Below are 20,258 nucleotides of genomic sequence, written 5' to 3'. Positions count from 1 at the left end.
TCTGTGCAGTGAGCAACTCTGTGCTGCATGAAAACTCCGTGCTGGATCCAATTGATCAGCGAATTGTGCGTGCGCTGCAACTCGATCCGCGACTCCCGTTCAGCGTCGTGGCGGCCGAGCTGGGTGTGGCGGAGCAGACGATCGCGCGTCGGTATCGGCGGCTGCGTCGCGATGGGTTGGCCCGGGTGATCGGGGCGGTCGATGCCCGCGCAATCGGCGAAACCGAGTGGATCGTCAGGGTGCGTTGCCGCCCCGAGGGAGCGTTGCAGGTGGCCGAGGCGATTGCGCTCCGCGAGGACGCGGCGTGGGTCAGCCTCGGCAGCGGCGGCGCCGAGGTCGTATTTTCTCTACATCCGCGCACCCAGCACGCGCGCGAAGACTTACTGGCGCAACGGCTGCAGCGCAGTGCACCGGTCCTCGATGTCTCGGCGTCGATGATTCTGCACCGTTTCGTCGGCACGAATACTGTCGATTCGCGTGGGCGGCGGCTCGCCGATCCGGCCGCCGCGGACATCGCTGCGGGTGCTACCCGAATCGAGGATGCCGACCGTCCGCTGCTGGACCTGCTTGCCCGCGACGGTCGGACGAGCTATGCGGTGCTGGCCCGCTCGACTGGCATAAGTCCGGGACGAATCATGCGCCGGATCCACGCGTTGCAGGCCGCGGGCCTGCTCTACTTCGATCTCGACATCGCTCCTGCCGTATCGGGAGCGAGGTTGGCGGTGGCACTGTGGCTCAGTGTCGCTCCGGCACATCTGGAATCGGCCGGGCGAGCCATTGCCGAACACGACAAGACGACCTACGTTGCCGCGATCACCGGAGGGTTCAACCTGATGGCGACGCTGTCCCTCGACAGCGCCGAGGACCTCTACCGGCACATGACCACCCACCTGGCCGACCTGCCCGGCATTCACATCGTCGAAGTGTCGCCGGTACTGCGCCAGCTCAAGCAAGCGGGTGCGCTCATTGTCGGCGAGCGATTGGCTCGACCCGCTCCCGCCCCGGCGCGCCGGCACAGACGCTGACCATCGCGCGGTCTCGGTCAAAGCCACAGATTCGGTCGCAACCTGTTCCGCTGACGCGGCATTCACCTCACGTGGCGCTCCGTTCGCGCACCGCGCTCGGCAGCCGGTGAGGCGAACGTGGGATCGGCTGTGGCCATTGCCTCCGCGATCGGCATACCCGTCCGTTCGGCGAGAATCAGCCGCTCCCGAACCTCGCGCGGCGTACGGGGCCGATAGCCCGGACCGGTGCCACAGCAGCCGCGGTAGAAGTTCAGCCGGGCGCGGTGTCGCATCAACCGGACGGATCGAGCAGCCCGTCGGCGGCGCTGCACCCGCCGCCGCGGCCCCCACCTGCGACAACGCCGACGACCCGGTACACGGCTACCAGTACTTCGCGACCAAGTACCCCAACAACGGCCACAAGGCCAACATCCTCGACCGCAAGCTCACCGAGCTCGGTGTAGGTGTCCGTGCCGGCGCCGCCCGCCCCGGCTTCGACACCACCGACCCCGCGGGCATCTTCGTCCAGCAATTCGTCTCCTGCAGCTGACTTCCCGGGCCTTCCTGCGATTCAGCCAGCGCACTACACGGCGACGAGCGGACGTAGTTCGGCGGTGGCCTACCGAAGCGTCGTCCCTCTCGACACGTTATATGACGCCTACGGCTTGGCCGAGGAGGTGATCGGCGGTCCGGCCGGGGCTCCGGAGTCCGGCACCCCCGCGTAGTCGGGCAGTTCGACGCCGTTGATCGCGCACTCGATCAGCTCGGCGAACCACTCTCCGGTGAAATCGGGGCCCGGCTCGGCGTCCGGCCCGGGGACGTCGCGGCTGCGTGCGTTCAACCGGCCGATCTCCTGGTTGGCCTCGACGAACGAGCGCATCCGTGCCTCGTAGCCGGCGAACCCGGCCTGCGGGTCCCACCCGGCGGCGGCCAGCTCTCCGGCCAGCAGGTAGGCGCCGACCAGGGCCAGCCCGGTGCCCTGCCCAGACATCGGTGACGAGCTGAACGCCGCGTCCCCGAGCAGCCCCACCCGTCCGCTCGACCAGCGGTCCATCACCACCTGGGCGACCTGGTCGAGGTAGAAGTCCGGGGTGTCGTCCAGGTGCGCGAGGATGCGCGGGGTCAACCAGCCCATGCCGGCCATCCGCTCGCCCAGCAGGCGCTTCTGGGCAGCGACGTCGCGATAGTCGACGTCGAAGTCCCCCGAGGGGAAGGAGAACATGGCCATCGCCCGGGTGGCGTCCTGGATGGGCCGCAGCCCGGCGGAACGCCCGGACTCCTGGTAATCGATCAGCCAGCGGTCCAGCCCGAACTCGTTGGGCACACTGTAGAAGGCCAGCACATGCCCGAGATGGCGGACGAACCGCTCGCGCGGCCCGAAGACCATCGCTCGCAGCGCCGAGTGCAGCCCGTCCGCCCCGACCACCAGGTCGAAGCGCCGCCGGTCGCCGCCCGCGAAGGCCACATCGACCCCGTCCGCGTCCTGGGTGAGCTCGGCGATCCGGTCGCCGAAAATGTATTCGACACCGTCGCGGGTGTCGTCGTGGAGCACCCGGGACAGGTCCCCGCGCAGGATCTCGATCTCCGAGATGAACCCGTCGCCGCCGTCGTCGTCCGCGCGATAGGTCTCCAGCACTTTCCCGTCCACGTCCACGGTGTACGCGCCAGCGGTCTCAGTGCGGGCCGCGCGCACCGCCGCGTCCAGCCCCATCCGCCGGATGACCTCCTTGGTCACTCCGCGTGCGTCCACCGCCTGCCCACCGGGACGCAGCTCGGGGGCCCGCTCCACCACGGTCACCACGGCCCCCCGCCGGCGCAACCAGTGAGCTAGCGCGGGCCCCGCGATGCTCGCCCCCGCCACTAACACCCTGGGACCGCTCACTGCGCCCTCCTGCTCACCCGTCCGGACCGTTTGCTCGTGCGCAGGGTTTTCGACGCTCATCATTGCCTCCATGTGTTTCTTCCCGTGCTGGAACGGTCCCAGCACAGGCCCACCGCTGTCGGTGTATCCAGCGGTATCGACGACGGATCCACACAAAATTCATCGGTGCAGCCGAGATCGTGTCCACGCTCCGGCGAAACACCCTGAACTCGGCAAGGTAGTGCACGGTTGATGTCATGTGCCGCAGGCCATGTAGGCGGCCGAAATGTAGTTCGGGTGCCGGTCGAGATTCGTTTGGGCTCGGTCGTAGCGCATGGTCGTGCGCGGGTCGGTATGACGGGGTGGTGCTGACCGGTCTCAGCGCTACTGGCGATAGAGGTCAGGCCTTGAATTCGGCGCTGTCGGTCCACAGTTTCTGGGCTGACCGGTCGCTGCGGGTCAGCCGCGCACTGCGGCCAGGCACTCGTCGTACAGGTCCATGATGTCGCCCTTGCCGTCGTTATCGACCCACGTCATCGATGCGGCATCCAGGCACGCGAACACCGTCGCGATCACGGCGCGGGCCCTCGGATCCGTCCTGCCGGCAGCAGTATTCGACGAGCGGCACCGACTACTGGAAGTTGGGCCGCACATGTCCGGCAAATGCATCGCGCTGCGCGCACCCGAATGCCGAAGCAGCCTGGTCAAGGCGGTATTTCAGCCATAATAGGTGACTCGATTACCGATCGATTCATACTTGCTTCGAGAACGGACCAGCGTCTGTTACTACCTCTGGTCACTATTTGCGTGGCTTGTACAACCGGGTCTTCATTGCGAACCGGCGCGGGCTTTCATCGCTATCTGGCCGGGTTCGCGCCACCGGATTCCTTGCGTGACGAGCGCACAACCGAAGGAGGCGCACATGACTGCAGTCAAAACGGACGTCGACTTGGAACTCAAGACGGAGACCGTGTCTTTTTCGTCGATGATCCAGGAGACCGTCGAGCCAGAATTCGTTACCAAGTACCGGCTGCACAACAACACCAATATCGACTTCTCGATCTGCCGGTACGTCGGCAGTCGCCCTAAAGATCTGATCCTGTTGGCCGCCGGCGCCACCAGCGACGAGTTCCTGATCCCGACGTTCGGCGCGAGCCCGGTGTACATCCTGGTCGCGGGAGCAGGCCAGAAGAAGCAGATCCAGTGGAGATCAGGGGGCTTCACCATCTACTACCAGGCCAGCGGGACGCCGACACCGGGCCAAACGACCAATATCAGCAGCTTCTTATAAGTGGCGGAAATCGAAGCGGCAATTATGCCGGTGCATTGGCTGCAGCCCGTGCATCACATGAGCAATAGGCCGGGAGAGCCCGGGCACTTCGATGTCTGACGCATCCGGCCCGGGCAACGCACCCGCGATCCCGTGTGGCGGGATCAGTCCAGATGGGCCGACAGTAGCCAGGCCGGAACCGACTTGCGGCCACTGGGCTCGTCGCGCAAACCCTCGAACTGGAAACCCGCGTCCGCCGGCAACGCCGCAGGCAGATCGCCATGGATTCGCGCCGGCCTGATCTCATCGATCACCCAGTACTTCGACACCACCTCGCGAAGCTCGTCGGCGGTGACCGGCGATGGCCCCGGTTCAGGCACTTGGGGTAGGGCAGCCCGGTCGAACACCAGCACGAAATATGCTGCGCCCGGCGCGGCGGCGCGCACAATCGACTGCTGATAGCCCTGCCGCGACTCGACCGGGATCGAATGGAACAACGTGCTGTCGACGATGGTGCCGAAACGGCCGTCGTAGCCGGTGAAGGAGGCGATGTCGGCGACCTCGAAGGAGGCATTGACCAGGCCACGCCTGGCGGCTTCGGCGCGGGCCAACTCGACCGCGGTCGGCGACAGATCCAGGCCAACGGTGGTGAAACCCCGCTCGGCCAGATACAGCGAGATCGCCGCCTCTCCGCATCCGACATCGAGGACATCGCCATGGAATCTGCCCTGTTCGATCAGGGCGGCGAGTTCCGGCTGGGGTTCGCCGATACTCCACGGCGGCTTGACGCCAGGCCCGAACGGGCCCCCTGTACCTCGGTAGATTTCTTCGAATTCGAAATCATGAGGGGTAGTCATAGCCCATGAATATCAGGTAACCCGATACATGTTCGGGAGGTGGTCCGCGACGCGCTCGGACGGCTCAGGAACCGGTGCGCCGGTGTGGCCGAGTTGCGTGCCCAGGACTATCCGGTGCATGACGCGGACGCCGCGCGCTGGTCGGCGTTCATGCGCCGACATGTGCGCCTGGACGGGCACCACAGTTTCTACCTGCGCGATCTCGGTGGCGGTCACGGCCGCGGCGCGATCCGGACACTCCCGCCGCCGACTGATCTCGTGGTTCCGGTAGGGCTTCCGGTCCCCGCCGCACCACCTCGCGCTCAACCACCAAAGACCGCGCTGACCGACGATCCATCAGGCCCTGTTGACGAAACAACCAGCTCCCCATTCGCGGGCCGCCGCCGATCGCACCACCTTCGGTAAGTCCACCCAACGATGCCGCGCAGGTCAATGCGACCCGGGCGAGCGCCACACTGGCTGCGCGGTATCTTCCGACCGAACGGAAGGAGCTGGGCCGAGGCCATCGGATAGCGTACGGAAGCACGAGCTTTCGTTTCCGTGAGGAAGACAGATGACGCTGGACCCACATATCCTCCAACTCGCGAAACACTGGCTGATATCCGCCGAGAGCGCATTCATCCAGGTCCGCGCGCACAACAAGCTCAACCCGCATGAGAGCTTCAGCGAGACCGCGCAGCGCCTGTTGAAGCAACCTCCGCCAGCTCTCCAGTGAATGTTCACGCACCGAACTGCGACATCCTGCAACGCGTCTTCTCGCGTAGGCCGATCAGCACTGCCGCAGTGCTGGCTGCGGACCAGCCTCGCCGCCCGAGCAGGAATCAGCCACTGCCGCAACGCTTCCCGAGTGTCGGCAGGTTGCGTATGCGTTGCGAAAAGGCTTGTCGCGTCGGTATTCCGCAGCTTCGAATGGCGGCGCTCATTTTTGTCGATGGTGCGCTCGACCAGAGTAAGCGGATTCTGCGCATCACGATTCCCTCGGAGAGTTGGCCGGTCGCGTCGACCTGGACCATCCGAAAAGTGTTGTATCGGCGGCAGAATCGCTGCATGCCCGGGTGAGTAGTGGTGACGTTGCGTGTTGCCAAGGTCATGGGTTGGTGCGGCGCTGGTGATTGGTTCGGTAGCGGCCCGGGGTGGTGCCGACAATGTTGGTGAAGGCTGCGATGAAGCTGCTGGGGTTCGCCCATCCGCAGGCGTGGGCGACGTGGGTGGTGTCGTGGCCGTCGGCGAGCAGGATCAGTGCGTGATAGATGCGTAGCTGGGTGCGCCACTCATAGAAGGTCATGCCGAGTTCGTTGTGGAACAGTCGGCTCAGCGTGCGGGCGCTGGCTCCGATCCGGTGCCCGAGTCCGGCCAATGAGGTGTTGTCCGCAGGCTGCGCGTACAGCATCTGCGCAATGGCTTGCAACCGATCATCGCGTGGTTCCGGCAGTTGCAGTGGCTGCTCGGGTGCTCGGTGGAGTTCATCGACGAGGACTCGACGAAGGCGAGCGCGCGCGGCGCGGTCGCAGTCGCGTGGGACGTGATCGTAATTGCCTGGGCTCGTGAGGGTGAGCAGGATTTCGCGGGCGAGGTCGGAGACCATGAACACGGCGGGACGGCCTGGTACGAGCCGGGCCAGGGATGCCGGTAGGAAGAGGATCCGCATATCGGTGTGGCTGTGCGCGCGGTGGTAGTGCATGAACCCGGCGGGGGTCCATGCGACTCGATTGGCGGGAGCGATCGATGTGCCCTCTTCGGTGTGCACCGATAGGACGCCACGGGCTGCGTACACCAGGTGTCCACGTGGATGGGAATGCGCCGAGCTTGTTCCGCCCGACGGCCATAGATGCGCCCCTCCGGACGGCCACAAACGTGACGCAGGACCGGGCCGAGGAGGTTGGCGGCCAACGGGCATAAGTTGGCATTCTATCGGTAGCCGGCCAAACCGCTTTCCGGCGACAGTGAACGCATGTACGAGAAGACGATGCGAGCGGCGGTCTGTGCCAGGGCGGGCGATCCGGCGGCACTGGAGATCCGAGAGTTGCCGATCCCGGCGGTTCGGGAGGGCTGGAGCCTGGTGCAAGTAAAAGGCGCGGGCTTGAACCGGTCGGAATTGCGGACCCGTCAGGGGCACTCCCCGAACGTGACGTTCCCGCGTGTGCTGGGGATCGAATGCGTGGGAATCCTGGCAGCCTCGACCCATCCCACGTTGCCGGAGGGGACGACGGTCGCGGCGGTGATGGGTGAGATGGGACGGGAGTTCGACGGCGGGTACGCAGAGTACGCGTTGTTGCCGAATGCGCTGCTGATGCCGGTCAGCACCACGTTGCCCTGGGATGTCCTGGCCGCACTACCGGAGACGTACCTGACCGCGCAGGGAGCGCTGGACGCGTTGGGGATCGTGCCGGATACCAAGGCGCGGTTGCTGATCCGTGGTGGGACCTCGTCGGTGGGGATGGCGGCCGCGTCGATCGCGTCCGGATACGGTCTCGAGACCGCGGCAACGACTCGGCGGCACAGCAAGATCGACGCGTTGGCTGCGGCCGGCGTCGACTGTGTACTCGCGGACAACGGTGGGTCGCTGGCGGCGAGCGTGCACGCGGTGTGGCCCGAAGGGCCGGACTATGTTCTGGATCTCGTCGGGGCGAGCACGATTCTGGACTCGCTGCGCCTGGTGTGTCGTGGCGGAACGGTGTGCATGTCGGGCTCGCTGAGTGGGTGGGTGATCCCGGACTTCGAACCGATCGCGATGATCCCGTCCGGAACCAAGCTCACGGCTTTCCACAGCGACGACTACAAGGGCAGCGCGGGCACGACCGTGTTGCAGCGGGTCGTCCACCAGGTCGAAGCCGGCGTCTATCGACCTAACGTCGACCATGTCTTCGGCTTGGACGACATCGTTGCGGCGCACCGGTACATGGAGAACAACCAAGCCACCGGAAAGCTTGTCGTGGTGCCCTAGCCACTCGTGGATGCGGTCGTCCACCACAGGCGGCCACGGCAGGTTCCGCACGTCCGGCAAGCCCAGATGATCTCGGCCAGTGGGTCTTTGGCTGCCCGCGCTGGCCGGTTCGGACAGCGCCATGAGCGGGCGATGGGGTGCCCACTCCACCGCGGGCCAGCAGCGGCGCCCTGCTCGCAGGGTGCCGGGCGGCCGCGCTGTCTGGGCTGAGGCTGTTTCGGGTCAGCCCGAGCGCTCGACCCGCGCGAGCCACTCGGTCAGGAGGGCGCGCAGGAGATCCGGTTGCTCGTGGGGTAAGGCGTGTCCCGCGTCGTCGACTACGGCGAGCGAGGCGTGGGGGTAGTGGTGGATGAGGTCGGTAGCGGCGGCATACCCGACCGTCGAGTCCAACCGCCCCGCCACGACCACTGTCGGACCCGCGTAAGCCGGCGCGTGATCGGGGGTGAGCGCCCACCGTTCGCTGATTCGCTCGAGCGCTGCCCGGTCGACGAGCGCGGCCGCTGGGGCGACGTAACTTTCGTACCGTTCGAGCATTCCCGGGGTTTGGATCACGAAGTAGCTCCGGAAGACGTCGTCACCGATCTCACCCGATCCGGCGATGACGCGGTGCGCTGGGACGTCGCGCAGTCCCGGCAACAACGGACAGACGAGCGCCAGACCAGCGACCTGCGCCGGGCGTCTCGCGGCCATCGCCTGCGCGTAATACGCGCCCGCCGAGTGACCGATCAGGAGGTGCCCGGTCCCGCCGACGACCTCGTCGGCGAACTCGAGCAGCGTGTCGAGGACGTCGTCGGCGCTGCGCAGTGTTTCGGGAGCGATTGTCCGGCCCATTCCAGGGAGGTCGGGATAGATCCGCCGCAGCCCCGCAACGCCGTCGAAAACCGGCTCGAAGCAGGCCTCGGCCTCGCGGTGGTCGACGCCGGCGCCGTGGAGTACCAGGACGGGTCGACCGGTCCCGTGCGCCACGTAGTGGACCACCATTTGGCCCACTCGGATCTCCATCCCCGCAAGCTACCGCGCAGGGAGCGTCGCGACAACGCGGCCTCGACCGGGGCAGCTGATGTCGGCCCGCCTCGAGTGGGGTCCGGTCATACGGCGCACGGCAGGTTCGAACGTCGAGTTCCACATCTCACCCGCCAGCGATGCGCTCGACTCCGCAGAGCGGATGTTGAGATGCCGTGTGGCCGAGGCTACTTCGCTGTTCCTTCGGTGTTCGGACTTGCGGCAGTGAGGTTCTGGGCGGCGAAACGGGCGATAGTACATGCCTGGCGGATATGGGCCTCCGGGTGTGCGGTGCGTTGTTCCAGCACGGCGCGGATGCGATCCAGCGACGCGGCGGCATCGCTGGTCGCGCGGCGGAGCACGGTGTGCTGGTAGTCGAGTTCGCGGTAAGCGAGGTCGATGTCGCAGTAGCGGCTTCGTAGGTCGGCAATGTGGTTGAGCAGGTCTGCTACTTCGCGTGTGGTCAGGGTGAGGGTTGGGTGCTCTTCTCCCGAGAGGATCGCCTCGCCCGCGACCTCAGCGCAGCGCGCGTGCAGAACATCGAGAATGTCGACCACACAGATCACCTCCCAGAAAGCGGCGGAGCGTTTCAGAACTACTCGGTGCCCCCGCCGATCGGATATGGCTTCGTCGCACGGCCCGAAATACATGAGAAGCGTTGCAGGTAAACGCATCTGGTAGTTGCTGGTCGCGAATCGACGCCCCGCTCTCGTTCGAATACGTTTATCGTCCTGCTCAACTGTGATCCGATCACAGGTACGGTACTGGAAGCCGGCCGCTGGCCGAGGAACTCCGCCACCGCCATCATGGCCTCATATGAGGCATTGTCCAAGATACGTGCGAGTAACACCCGCTCGCTGTGCACATACCGGGAGTAAGGGTGCACACTACGCAGAGCCGGGAGTCGCAAACTCCTCGCCCGACCGGGCCAGAGCTGTGGAGTGGAAGGAGTGGGCGAGTGTTCAGCCGCATCGCCATCGTGAACCGGGGTGAGGCCGCCATGCGCCTCATCAACGCCGTCCGAGATTTGGCCGCGGAGACCGGGCTACCGATCGAAACCGTTGCTCTGCACACCGATGTCGATCGGAACGCGACGTTCGTGCGAGAGGCCGATATCGCCTATGACCTCGGTCCGGCATCTGCACGCCCGTACTTGGATCTGAAGGCGCTCGAGCGTGCGCTGGTGGCGACCGGAGCCGATTCCGCTTGGGTGGGGTGGGGTTTCGTCGCGGAAGACCCGGCGTTCGCGGAGCTGTGCGAACAGATCGGAGTCACCTTCATCGGCCCCAGCCCGGAGGCCATGCGCAAACTCGGTGACAAGATCGGCGCGAAGCTGATCGCCGAGGAGGTCGGCGTGCCGGTGGCGCCTTGGAGCCGCGGTGCGGTCGAGTCCGTGGAGGCCGCGTCGGCCGCCGCGGCCGAGATCGGCTACCCGTTGATGCTGAAGGCGACCGCGGGCGGTGGTGGCCGCGGCATCCGGGTGATCACGAACGAGGCCGAACTCGTCGATGCCTACGAGCGCACCCGTCAGGAGGCCGCGCGGGCGTTCGGCAGTGGTGTGGTGTTCCTGGAGCGGCTGGTGACCGGCGCCCGGCACGTCGAGGTGCAGGTGATCGCGGATGGCCAGGGGACCGCGTGGGCGCTCGGTGTCCGCGACTGCTCGGTGCAGCGGCGCAACCAGAAGGTCATCGAGGAGTCGGCGTCACCCGTGCTGCTCCCCGAGCAGGTAGCCGAGCTCAAGGCGTCGGCCGAGCGGCTGGCGATCGCGGTCGGGTATTGCGGTGCCGCGACCGTCGAGTTCCTCTATCACCCCGGTGAGAAGCTGTTCGCATTCCTCGAGGTCAATACGCGTCTGCAGGTCGAGCATCCGATCACCGAATACACGACCGGTTTCGACCTGGTTCGGGCGCAGTTGCTGGTGGCATCGGGCGGCCGACTCGAGGGCGAGCCCCCGGCCGAGCGTGGGCACGCGATCGAGGCCCGGCTCAACGCCGAAGACCCCGACCGCGATTTCTCGCCCGCCCCTGGTCGCATCGCGCGGCTGGACCTGCCGGCCGGCCCGGGCATTCGCGTCGATACCGGTGTCAGCGAGGGCGATACGATTCCGGCCGACTTCGACTCGATGATCGCCAAGATCATCGCCTACGGCAGTAACCGTGACGAGGCGCTGGGCCGGCTGCGCCGGGCAGTGGCGCAGACCAGGGTGGTCATCGAGGGCGGCGCGACGAACAAGAGCTTCGTACTCGACCTGCTCGACCAGCCCGAGGTGATCGACGCCAGTGCGGACACCGGCTGGATCGACCGCGTTCGCGGTGAGGGCCGTCTGGTATCGCACCGCCACTCCGCCATCGCGCTGGCTGCCGCCGCCATCGATGCCTATGAAGAGGAAGAGCGAGTCGAGCGGCACAGGCTGCTGTCCACGGCATCCGGCGGACGTCCGCAGGTGCAGCACGAGAGCGGTCGGCCGCTCGACCTCAAGTTGCGCGGCGTCGGCTATCGCGTACGCGTCGCACGCATCGGCGCACATCGGTTCCGTATCGGTATCGAGGCAAGTGGCGATATTCGCACCGCCGACGTCGATCTCGAGCGCTTCGATCGCCACACCGGGCAGATCGTGGTCAACGGCACCCGGTACCGCTTGATCACCGGCACGCACGGGCCGATCCACCTCGTCGATGTCGACGGCGTGACGCATCGGATCAGCCGTGACGAAGGCGGTGTCGTCCGCGCGCCCGCGCCCGCGCTGGTTGTCGCCACGCCGCTGGAGGTCGGCGCCGAGGTCGAGGCGGGCGCGCCGATACTGGTGCTGGAGAGCATGAAGATGGAAACGGTGCTGCGCGCACCGTTCAGGGCTCGGTTGAAGGAATGCACCGTTTCCGTCGGTACCCAGGTGGAAACGGGTGCGCCGATGCTGCGGCTGGAGCCGCTCGCCGAGGACGACGAGGTCGTCGAGACCGCGGCGGTCGGGACGGTCGAGCTGGACCTGCCCGGTGCGTCCACACCGGTCCAGCCGCACGACCGGCTGTCCCGCGGCCTGCAGGACCTGCGCAGCCTGCTGCTGGGCTTCGATGTCGACCCGCACGACGAGCGCCGGGTGGTCGAGGACTATCTCACCGCGCGCGGGGCAGCCATCGAAGGCAACCACCGGCCCCTGGCCGAGGAACTCGACCTCGTGCAGGTGTTCGCCGACCTCGCCGAACTGAGCCACAACCGGTCGGGGGACGAGGACGGCGGCCACGGTCATGTGCACAGCGCCCGTGAGTACTTCCACACGTATTTGCAGAGCCTCGATGTCGAGCGGGCCGGGCTGCCGGAGTCGTACCGGGCCAAGCTCGCCAAGGCGCTCGGGCACTACGGGGTCACCGATCTGGAACGCTCACCCGACCTCGAAGCCGCTGTCTTCCGGATCTTCCTGGCCCAGCAGCGTCCGTCCGACACCGTCACGGTCATCACGACGCTGCTGCGCGAGTGGCTGCAGGAGCCGGTGCCGGATCGGGCGCTGCGCGAGCCCGTCGGTCTGGCGTTGGAGCGGCTGGTGGCGGCGACGCAGGTTCGCTTCCCCGTGGTCGCGGACCTCACGCGCGGTCTGGTGTTCGCCTGGTACGGCCAGCCGTTGCTGCGGCGCAACCGCGCCCGCGTGTACACCAACGTCCGCAGGCATCTGCGTCACCTGGATGCGCAGTCGGACACCGTCGATCGCGCCGAACGCATCTCCGATATGGTGCGCAGCACCGAGCCGCTGGTGCGGCTGCTCGGCCAGCGGTTGGTGCGCGGCAGCAGGGACAACACGGTCATGCTGGAGGTGTTGACCAGGCGTTACTACGGCAACAAGGGGCTTACCGGCGTTCGCAACCACGCGGGTGATGGCTGCACATTCGTGATCGCCGAGCGTCGGGGCTTGACCCTCGTGTCCGCCGCGGTGAGTTTCGATGCGCTCGACACTGCGCTGCGCGGGCTCACCGAGTTCGCGAGCGGCGCTGTATCCATCGAGGCCGACATCTACCTCGGATGGGAGAAGCAGCCCGAGGACTTCGACGCGATGGCCGCGGCCTTGCAGGAGGTGCTCAGCGCGCAACCGTTGCCGAACCAGGTGCACCGGATCACCGTCACTGTCGCGGGTAGCGGCGGCGCGGTGATGCACCATCACTTCACCTTCCGTCCCTCTGCCACCGGCATGGCCGAGGAGCGCCTGATCCGCGGCCTGCACCCGTACATCGCGGAGCGGATGCAGATGAAGCGGCTGCGCAAGTTCGACCTCACCCGGCTGCCGTCCTCGGACAACGACGAGGTGTACCTGTTCGAATGCGTCGCCAAGGACAATCCGTCGGACGAGCGGCTCGCCGTCTTCGCGCAGGTGCGTGACCTGGCCGCATTGCGCGAGCACGACGGGCGGCTGCTGGCGCTGCCGACGGCCGAGAGCACCATCGCCACCTGCCTCGACTCGATCCGCCGGGCGCAGTCGCGGCGACCGTCGGCCAAACGCTTCAACACCAACCGCATCGTGATGTACATCTGGCCGCCGATCGACATCACCCGGCCCGAGTTCGAATCCATCGTCGAGCGCGTGGTGCCGACGACCGCGGGTGCCGGGCTGGAGGAAATCCTGATCATCGCGCGGCAGCGCGACCCGAAGACCGATGAGTTGATCAAGGTCGCCGTGCGTATCTCCTTCGACGCGACCGGCGGTACCACGGTGTCGGTCAGCCAGCGGACCGACGAGCCGGTCGAGCCGCTCGACGAGTACCGGCAGAAGGTGTTGCGGGCCAGCAGCCGCAACACCGTGTATCCCTACGAGCTGACCGGTCGCCTCGGTGATTTCGCCGAGTACGACCTCGACGCCGATCACGCGCTGGTGCCGGTCGACCGGCCCAAGGGCCACAACACCGCGGCAATCGTCGCGGGCGTGATCACCACGCCGACCGAGCGGCATCCGCAGGGTGTCACCCGGGTCGTCCTGCTCGGTGATCCGACGAAATCGCTTGGCGCACTGTCGGAACCGGAGTGCCGCCGGGTGATCGCCGCACTGGATCTGGCCGAACGGATGCAGGTACCGCTGGAGTGGTACGCGCTGTCCTCCGGCGCCCGGATCTCGATGAAGTCCGGCACGGAGAACATGGACTGGGTGGCCGCGGCGCTCAAGCGGATCGTCGAATTCACCCAGGACGGCGGCGAAATCAACATCGTGGTCGCGGGCATCAACGTCGGTGCTCAGCCGTACTGGAACGCCGAGGCCACCATGCTCATGCACACCAAGGGCATCCTGGTCATGACGCCGGACTCCGCGATGGTGCTCACCGGCAAGCAGTCACTGGACTTCTCCGGTGGCGTATCGGCCGAAGACAACTTCGGGATCGGCGGCTACGACCGGGTGATGGGCCCCAACGGACAGGCGCAGTACTGGGCGCCGAACCTGACCGCCGCGCGGGACATCGTGATGTCGCACTACGACCACACCTACATTGCCCCCGGGGAGCATGCACCGCGACGATCGCAGACCGGCGACCCCGTCGATCGCGACGTCTCCAGCTTCCCGCACGTCGTGGCGGACAGCGACTTCACCACCGTCGGCGAAATCTTCTCCGCCACCACCAACCCGGACCGCAAGAAGCCCTTCGACATCCGGTCCGTGATGCGGGCGCTGTCCGACCAGGACCACCCGGTGCTGGAACGCTGGGCCGGGATGGCCGACGCCGAAACGGCAGTGGTGCAGGACGCGCATCTCGGCGGCATCCCGGTGTGTCTGCTCGGCATCGAGTCACGGGGCGTGCCCCGACGCGGCTTCCCGTCCACCGACGGCCCGGACACCTACACCGCGGGCACACTGTTCCCGCGGTCGTCGAAGAAAGCCGCACGGGCAATCAACACCGCCAGCGGCAATCGGCCGCTCGTGGTACTGGCAAATCTGTCGGGCTTCGACGGCTCACCCGAGTCGATGCGCAAGCTGCAGCTCGAGTACGGCGCCGAGATCGGCCGCGCGATCGTGAACTTCCAAGGCCCCATTGTGTTCTGCGTGATCTCGCGGTATCACGGCGGCGCGTTCGTGGTGTTCTCGAAGGCGCTGAACCCGAATATGACCGTGCTGGCGCTGGAAGGTTCGTTCGCCTCGGTACTCGGCGGAGCCCCCGCGGCTGCAGTGGTGTTCTCCGGTGAGGTCAACACACGCACCGCGACCGATCCGAGAGTGCGGGAGCTGGAGGCGCGCGCCGCGAACGCGTCCGGCACCGACCGTGCGGCCCTGATCGCCGAACTCGACGAGATCCGGACGTCGGTCCGTGCGGAGAAACTCGGCAATGTCGCCGCAGAGTTCGACCGCGTGCACAATATTCAGCGCGCTGTCGAGGTCGGCTCGGTCGACGCCATCATCCGCGCCAGCGAACTGCGCCCGCGCATCATCGAGGCAATCGAGGCCCGTCTGCCTGGCTGATTCACGCGAAGGTGTCGTCGCGAGCGGTACGCCCGATCCGGCCGACCGTCGAACTTCACCGGGCATGCTGGCGCTGTCATCCCCAGAGACAGCGCCAGCATGGCCGCACGCTGCGCCAGCCTTGCCGCCTGCGACCACTGCGTGGTGCTTCTCAGTCGACGACGTTCGCACCGCGGAGCAGCGATCAGACGGGGAACGTGACTCCGGTCAATTGCTCCGATGTCGTCCACAAGCGTTGCTGAATCGTGGTGTCATGCGATTGCGGACTCGATTCGACGATTTTCGGGTAGCCGCGGGTCTCCATGAATCCGCCCGGCCCGTAGTACTGGCCGCCGAGCACATTGGGGTCGGTGGCCGCGCGGAGTATCGGCAAGGCACCCATCGCTGGGCTCTGGGTAACGATGGGTGCGATAACAGGCACCAACGCCCGCAACGCAGCAGGCATATTGCGCATCAGGTCGGTGTTGGCAGCACCCGGGTGCGCCGCGACCGCGATCGTGTCGCCGGTGCCGGACAGGCGACGTTGCAGCTCGTAGGTGAACATCAGATTCGCCAGCTTGGACTGGCCGTACGCCGCCACCCGGTTGTAGGACCGCTCCCCCTGGAGATCGTCGAAGTCGATCCGCGCCCGGATACGGTGGCCCATGCTGCTGACTGTGACCACCCGCGAGCCCGGTACCGGCAACATTCTGTCGAGCAACAGACCGGTGAGCGCGAAGTGTCCCAAATGGTTCGTGCCGAATTGCAGCTCGAAGCCGTCGCTGGTGGTCTGCCTCGGCGTGTACATCACCCCGGCGTTGTTGATCAGCAGATCGATGGTGGAGTATGCGGACCTGAGCTGTTCGGCGGCATTGCGTACGGATTCCAGCGAGGTCAGATCGAGCTGTTGGACGGTGGTGTCCGCGCCGGGGACAGCATCGGCGATACGGCCCGCGGCATCTTTGCCTTTGTCCACATCCCGCACCGCCAACACCACCGACGCACCGTGCGCCGCGAGGGCCCGGGCGGTCTCGAACCCGAGTCCGCTGTTGGCGCCGGTGACGATCGCCAGTCGGCCCTTCTGAGCTGGTATGTCTTGTTCCATCCACCTGTTCGCCATATTTCCTCCCAAGAATCGGTCGGTCCGTCGGTTCGTCCGACGAGCCCGGCGGGTGAGACTGACAGTCACACCGTCGCGCTCGCGGCGCGGTTGCGCAAGGGGCGCAGCTCGGCGCGCCCTCGGTGCCGATCCTGTTGAAGACCGACGACACCGCACCGCTTCTCGGCGAATACGGGCATCAGCGCCGCCGTCGCCAACCTCTACCGCCGCGCCGCGACACCATCGCCGTGATTCCGTGGCGGCTTCTCCGAGGGAATGATGCCTCGTGGAGTCGAGACGGGTGCCCGACATCGGCTAGTTCCCGCCGCGCTCGCTGCGATCTCACGTTGTGAAGCCGAGCCGTGAGCACGCTGGCCTGGCTTGGTCTTGTGGATGGGCATCCGGGCTGATCGGTTTCGAGCGTGCGTTCAACGATGGGCGCCCGATTGTGCGTTTGAGCGGTGGCGATGGCAGGTGGCCGGCATCAGAGGGTGGTACGGGCAGGCACGCTCGTCGACTTTTTGTCGGAGGCGCGCATCGTGGAGTGCCCATCCCAGGTTTCGCCTAACGCGATGGGGGAGTGGGGAATCCGGGTCTCGATCATCCAGCGGCGAGCGGGATCGTGGCGGTCAAGGTCGTTCCGTCTCCGGTCGGGCTCATGATGTGTAGGTGGCCGCCGAGAGCCTCGACGCGGTCGGTCAGGCCGATGAGTCCGGATCCTTCGGCTTCGTCGGCGCCGCCGACTCCGTCGTCTCGAATCATGAGTTGGAGGCTTGCGCCGTCGGTGGTGACATGCACTTGCACCTCGGATGCGTGTGCGTGTTTGGCGGTATTGGTGAGCGCCTCTGCCACAACGTAGTACGCGGCTACTCCTACGGAGTCCGGCACTGAACCGGGCAGGTCCACGTGGAGGTCGATCGGGACAGTGGAGCGGCGGGCGAGTGCTTTGAGTGCCGGGCCGAGTCCCCCTTTCGACAGGATCGCCGGATGAATTCCGCGGGAGATCTCGCGGAGATCTGCTGAGATGTCTGCCAATCCCTGCACGATGTCGGAGATCTGCTTCTTGAGGTCGGGCTGTTCGGATGGCACCGAGGCTTCCGTCATGCGGAGCGTGAGTCCGAGCGAGACGAGCCGCTGCTGTGCGCCGTCGTGTAGATCGCGTTCGATCCGGCGTCGTGCTTCGTCGGCGGCGGTGACGATCCGGGCGCGCGATGCGGTGAGTTTGGCGTGGCTGTCGGCGTTCGAGATCGCGGTCGCGACGAGGTCCGCGAACTCCGCGAGCCGCGCCTCTGTGTCGGGCGGGAACGGCTCGCGGCGGGACGAGCCGACGATGATCGCACCCCACAGATGGCCGTCGACGACGACTGGTGCGCCGACTCCCGCGGGTAGCCCCAACTCACGGATGCGCGTGGCAGCGGAACCGACAGCGTTGTCGTGGCTGTCCATCCGGGCAGTGGCGCCCGTGTGGAGCACCATCGCGGCAATGTTGTCGCCTTCGAGGGTGAGATGCTCGCCGACCGGCAGCCTCGTGTGTCCTGGCTCGTCGCTGGCGGCGACTACCGTGCCCGAACCATCCGGTTCGTAGCGAAACAGCGTCGCGTTGAGCACCCCCATCCGGCGCGCCGACTCGTCGGCCACTGCCGAGAACACCTCCGAGGACGTGCCGCCACGGGCGACGAGGGTGGCCACCCGGCGCAGCGCGGCTTGTTGCTCGGCCACGTGGTCGGCTTCCCCGCGCCGTTGTTCGGCCTCGGCGGCGCGCGCTCTGGTCAGACTGGCCAGGGTGTTGGCCAGCAGGGCGACGGCCAGGAAGACCGCGATGGCCACGAAGTCCTGGGCCGCCGACGGAACGAGGTCCGCGGGCTGGTGGCGGAAGTAATGAAAGGCGACGGCGCTGGCCACCGATGTGGCCACCGCCAGTCCGAGTCCCCAAACGGTCGAGACCACCAGGACGCCCAGCAGGTAGACCACACCGAAGGCTTCGCCCGGGGCGAGCTGCTTCAGCCACAGGATCAGAAACGACTCCGCGGCAATGAGACTTGCGGCGACGGCGACCCCCAGGAGGAGGGAAGGAGGTGTCGGTCGCATGGAAGAGGCGAGCAACCGTGCGTGAACCGAGGGTGGTTGCGGATCAACGTGGCGGCGTGCGCTCTCGGGACCTGGCGTCATAGCCGGCCAGCCGCGCACCTGAGACCGTTTCCGCCTCATGATTCAGAGCTCATATCGATGGTCGACGAGCGTGGAGGAGACCTCGATTCCGATCGTAACCGGTCGGCTACCAGTCGGTCCGGCGTCCAAAGCCTCCGTCGCAGGGTGGTCACGGCCGAGGCGAGGTCGTTTTGCTCATCGCCTACTCCGACACCAACGGCCCGCCCGCGACGGCATTCAGCAACTGCTGTGGGTCGATGCCGAAGGCCGCACTGAGAGTGAGGGTTTCGGCTATTCCCTCGATCATGAGACTCAGCCGGCTGCGGAGCGCGATGCCGAGCCCGCTGGCGTCGCCGATACGTTCGAGCCAGAGTGTTCGTTGGCCGATGGCACGGAAGATCGGCTCGACCAGCGGCCGGACCGGAGGGGCGCCAGCGGCGGGGATGAGCAGCTCTCCCGCTCCGGCGGGTCCGGATCTGCCGATTACCGGGGCATCGATGAACAGGATGTTGTTCCGGATGGCGAGGGCGGCGAGACGAGCGCAGTATTCGAGCCCGACAGTGCTCATCTGGATCCAGATCGCTCCGGGAGCAAGTGCGGACAGCGCACCGCCGGGCCGGGTCATCGCCTGTTCGACGGCGGCGCCGTCGGCGAGCACGGTGATCAACACATCGGCGGCGGAGGCGGCGGCTGCGATGCTGGAGACCTGGAGTGCTCCGGCGGCGATCAACGCCGCCTTGACCGGGGTCCGGTTCCACACCAGCACGTCGAACCCGGCGCGTAGCAGATTCCGCGCGATCGGTGCGCCCATCGTGCCGGTGCCCAGTACCGCGACGGTGCACATCGAAGAGGTCATCACACCGTCTCCGGGGACGGTCCGGCAACTGGCACAGCACTATCCATGATCTTGTCGAAACCGTAGGCCTGTGCGGTGTCGAAAAAGTTGACGCCCTGCTCGCGGGCGTGGCGGATCGTGGTGTCTTCGTCGAACGGACCCCATTCGCCGCCCAGTTGCCATGTACCGAACGCGATGCGGGAGACACGCAGTCCGCTTCTTCCCGATGTTGTGGTCTTCATACCGGCTACTTTTGCGCCGCATGGCATACCTTGTCGCCACCGCTGGCGCCAATCAGTCGTTCCCGCCAGCCGGAATCGCGCCGGTCCCGGTCGTCGCAATCACACTGCTGAGCAGCTTTTTCCCGCTAGCCGGAATGCGCGTCGCCACCCCGCTCGAGCAGACTGACCTCATGATGTCGCCGGTCACGCCGTTGCGCTGTCTCATCGTCGACGACAGCCAGGCTTTCCTTACCGCGGCCCGCGACCTCCTCGAGCAGCAGGGGGTCATGGTCGTCGCCGTGTCGTCCACCACTGCCGATGCAATGAGACGCGTCGAAGAATTGCGACCCGACGTGACTCTCGTCGATATCGATCTCGCTGGGGAGAGCGGCTTCGATCTCGCCGAGCTGCTGCATCGAATGCTCCGCTCGGCACCGGTGATACTGATCTCCACCCACGCGCAGCAGGACTTCGCCGACATGATCGCGGCGAGCCCGGCGGCGGGATTCCTGTCCAAGTCCGCCTTGTCCTCCGGCGCCATCCGAGCCCTGCTCCACGGCGGAGACGCGGGGGCGGGGCAGGTCCGCGCGAGTCGAGGAAGGTGACAGCGATTG

General features: G+C 66.6%; 16 protein-coding genes. 6 read left to right on the top strand and 10 right to left on the bottom strand.

The window, feature by feature from the left end; all coding sequences use genetic code 11:
* The first annotated feature begins 8 nt into the window (after nt 1–8).
* Nucleotides 9–1,025: an Lrp/AsnC family transcriptional regulator gene (locus ACQP1G_RS29760; protein ID WP_433192877.1), complete on the top strand. Its 1,017-nt coding sequence runs from the start codon at nt 9–11 to the stop codon at nt 1,023–1,025.
* A 271-nt stretch (nt 1,026–1,296) separates the two neighbouring features.
* Here ACQP1G_RS29760 and ACQP1G_RS29755 read toward each other — a convergent pair whose 3' ends face one another.
* Both ACQP1G_RS29755 and ACQP1G_RS29750 read right to left on the bottom strand, forming a co-directional pair.
* On the bottom strand, nt 1,297–1,536 hold the full coding sequence (locus tag ACQP1G_RS29755; protein WP_433192875.1) for a hypothetical protein: 240 nt from the start codon (nt 1,534–1,536) through the stop codon (nt 1,297–1,299).
* Between the two features lie 126 nt (nt 1,537–1,662).
* Nucleotides 1,663–2,946 (bottom strand): FAD-dependent monooxygenase, encoded by a 1,284-nt coding sequence (locus ACQP1G_RS29750; RefSeq protein ID WP_433208929.1) that lies wholly within the window; start codon nt 2,944–2,946, stop codon nt 1,663–1,665.
* An 841-nt stretch (nt 2,947–3,787) separates the two neighbouring features.
* Between ACQP1G_RS29750 and ACQP1G_RS29745 the strand changes: the two genes are divergently transcribed.
* Entirely contained in the window at nt 3,788–4,156 is a 369-nt protein-coding gene (locus ACQP1G_RS29745) for a hypothetical protein (RefSeq protein ID WP_433192873.1), read from the top strand.
* Nucleotides 4,157–4,299: 143 nt separating this feature from the next.
* Here the strand turns inward: ACQP1G_RS29745 and ACQP1G_RS29740 are convergent, their stop codons facing one another.
* Nucleotides 4,300–4,992 carry a class I SAM-dependent methyltransferase gene (locus tag ACQP1G_RS29740; RefSeq protein WP_433192871.1) on the bottom strand — a complete coding sequence of 231 codons (693 nt, stop codon included), beginning with the start codon at nt 4,990–4,992 and terminating at the stop codon, nt 4,300–4,302.
* Between the two features lie 553 nt (nt 4,993–5,545).
* Between ACQP1G_RS29740 and ACQP1G_RS29735 the strand changes: the two genes are divergently transcribed.
* On the top strand, nt 5,546–5,707 hold the full coding sequence (locus ACQP1G_RS29735; RefSeq protein WP_433192869.1) for a hypothetical protein: 162 nt from the start codon (nt 5,546–5,548) through the stop codon (nt 5,705–5,707).
* A gap of 372 nt (nt 5,708–6,079) precedes the next feature.
* Here ACQP1G_RS29735 and ACQP1G_RS29730 read toward each other — a convergent pair whose 3' ends face one another.
* A complete protein-coding gene (locus ACQP1G_RS29730; protein WP_433192867.1) occupies nt 6,080–6,889 on the bottom strand; it encodes an AraC family transcriptional regulator in 810 nt (269 codons plus the stop codon).
* Between the two features lie 54 nt (nt 6,890–6,943).
* On the opposite strand from ACQP1G_RS29730, the gene ACQP1G_RS29725 reads away from it, so the two are divergent.
* Nucleotides 6,944–7,936: a zinc-binding dehydrogenase gene (locus tag ACQP1G_RS29725; protein ID WP_433192866.1), complete on the top strand. Its 993-nt coding sequence runs from the start codon at nt 6,944–6,946 to the stop codon at nt 7,934–7,936.
* Between the two features lie 222 nt (nt 7,937–8,158).
* Here ACQP1G_RS29725 and ACQP1G_RS29720 read toward each other — a convergent pair whose 3' ends face one another.
* A complete protein-coding gene (locus ACQP1G_RS29720) occupies nt 8,159–8,938 on the bottom strand; it encodes an alpha/beta fold hydrolase (RefSeq protein WP_433192864.1) in 780 nt (259 codons plus the stop codon).
* 188 nt (nt 8,939–9,126) lie between these two features.
* Entirely contained in the window at nt 9,127–9,495 is a 369-nt protein-coding gene (locus tag ACQP1G_RS29715; protein WP_433192862.1) for a hypothetical protein, read from the bottom strand.
* A gap of 401 nt (nt 9,496–9,896) precedes the next feature.
* On the opposite strand from ACQP1G_RS29715, the gene ACQP1G_RS29710 reads away from it, so the two are divergent.
* Entirely contained in the window at nt 9,897–15,362 is a 5,466-nt protein-coding gene (locus ACQP1G_RS29710; RefSeq protein WP_433192860.1) for a carboxyl transferase domain-containing protein, read from the top strand.
* A gap of 184 nt (nt 15,363–15,546) precedes the next feature.
* Here the strand turns inward: ACQP1G_RS29710 and ACQP1G_RS29705 are convergent, their stop codons facing one another.
* The 4 genes from ACQP1G_RS29705 to ACQP1G_RS29690 all read right to left on the bottom strand — a co-directional run bounded on the left by ACQP1G_RS29705 (nt 15,547) and on the right by ACQP1G_RS29690 (nt 19,665).
* Nucleotides 15,547–16,461: an SDR family NAD(P)-dependent oxidoreductase gene (locus tag ACQP1G_RS29705; protein ID WP_433192859.1), complete on the bottom strand. Its 915-nt coding sequence runs from the start codon at nt 16,459–16,461 to the stop codon at nt 15,547–15,549.
* 579 nt (nt 16,462–17,040) lie between these two features.
* Nucleotides 17,041–18,528, bottom strand: a complete 1,488-nt coding sequence (locus ACQP1G_RS29700) for a DUF4118 domain-containing protein (RefSeq protein WP_433192858.1) — start codon at nt 18,526–18,528, stop codon at nt 17,041–17,043.
* A 262-nt stretch (nt 18,529–18,790) separates the two neighbouring features.
* Nucleotides 18,791–19,444, bottom strand: coding sequence for an NAD(P)-dependent oxidoreductase (locus ACQP1G_RS29695; protein ID WP_433192857.1), 654 nt, complete (start codon nt 19,442–19,444; stop codon nt 18,791–18,793).
* On the bottom strand, nt 19,444–19,665 hold the full coding sequence (locus tag ACQP1G_RS29690) for an aldo/keto reductase (RefSeq protein WP_433192856.1): 222 nt from the start codon (nt 19,663–19,665) through the stop codon (nt 19,444–19,446). The genes ACQP1G_RS29695 and ACQP1G_RS29690 overlap by 1 nt, the downstream gene beginning before the upstream one ends.
* A gap of 20 nt (nt 19,666–19,685) precedes the next feature.
* Here ACQP1G_RS29690 and ACQP1G_RS29685 point away from each other — a divergent pair, with 20 nt between their 5' ends.
* On the top strand, nt 19,686–20,249 hold the full coding sequence (locus ACQP1G_RS29685) for a response regulator (protein WP_433192855.1): 564 nt from the start codon (nt 19,686–19,688) through the stop codon (nt 20,247–20,249).
* Nucleotides 20,250–20,258 lie beyond the last annotated feature (9 nt).

It is taken from the genome of Nocardia sp. CA-107356 (assembly GCF_050946365.1).
Lineage (GTDB): Bacteria > Actinomycetota > Actinomycetes > Mycobacteriales > Mycobacteriaceae > Nocardia.
This window is presented reverse-complemented; position numbering and strand designations above follow the sequence as displayed.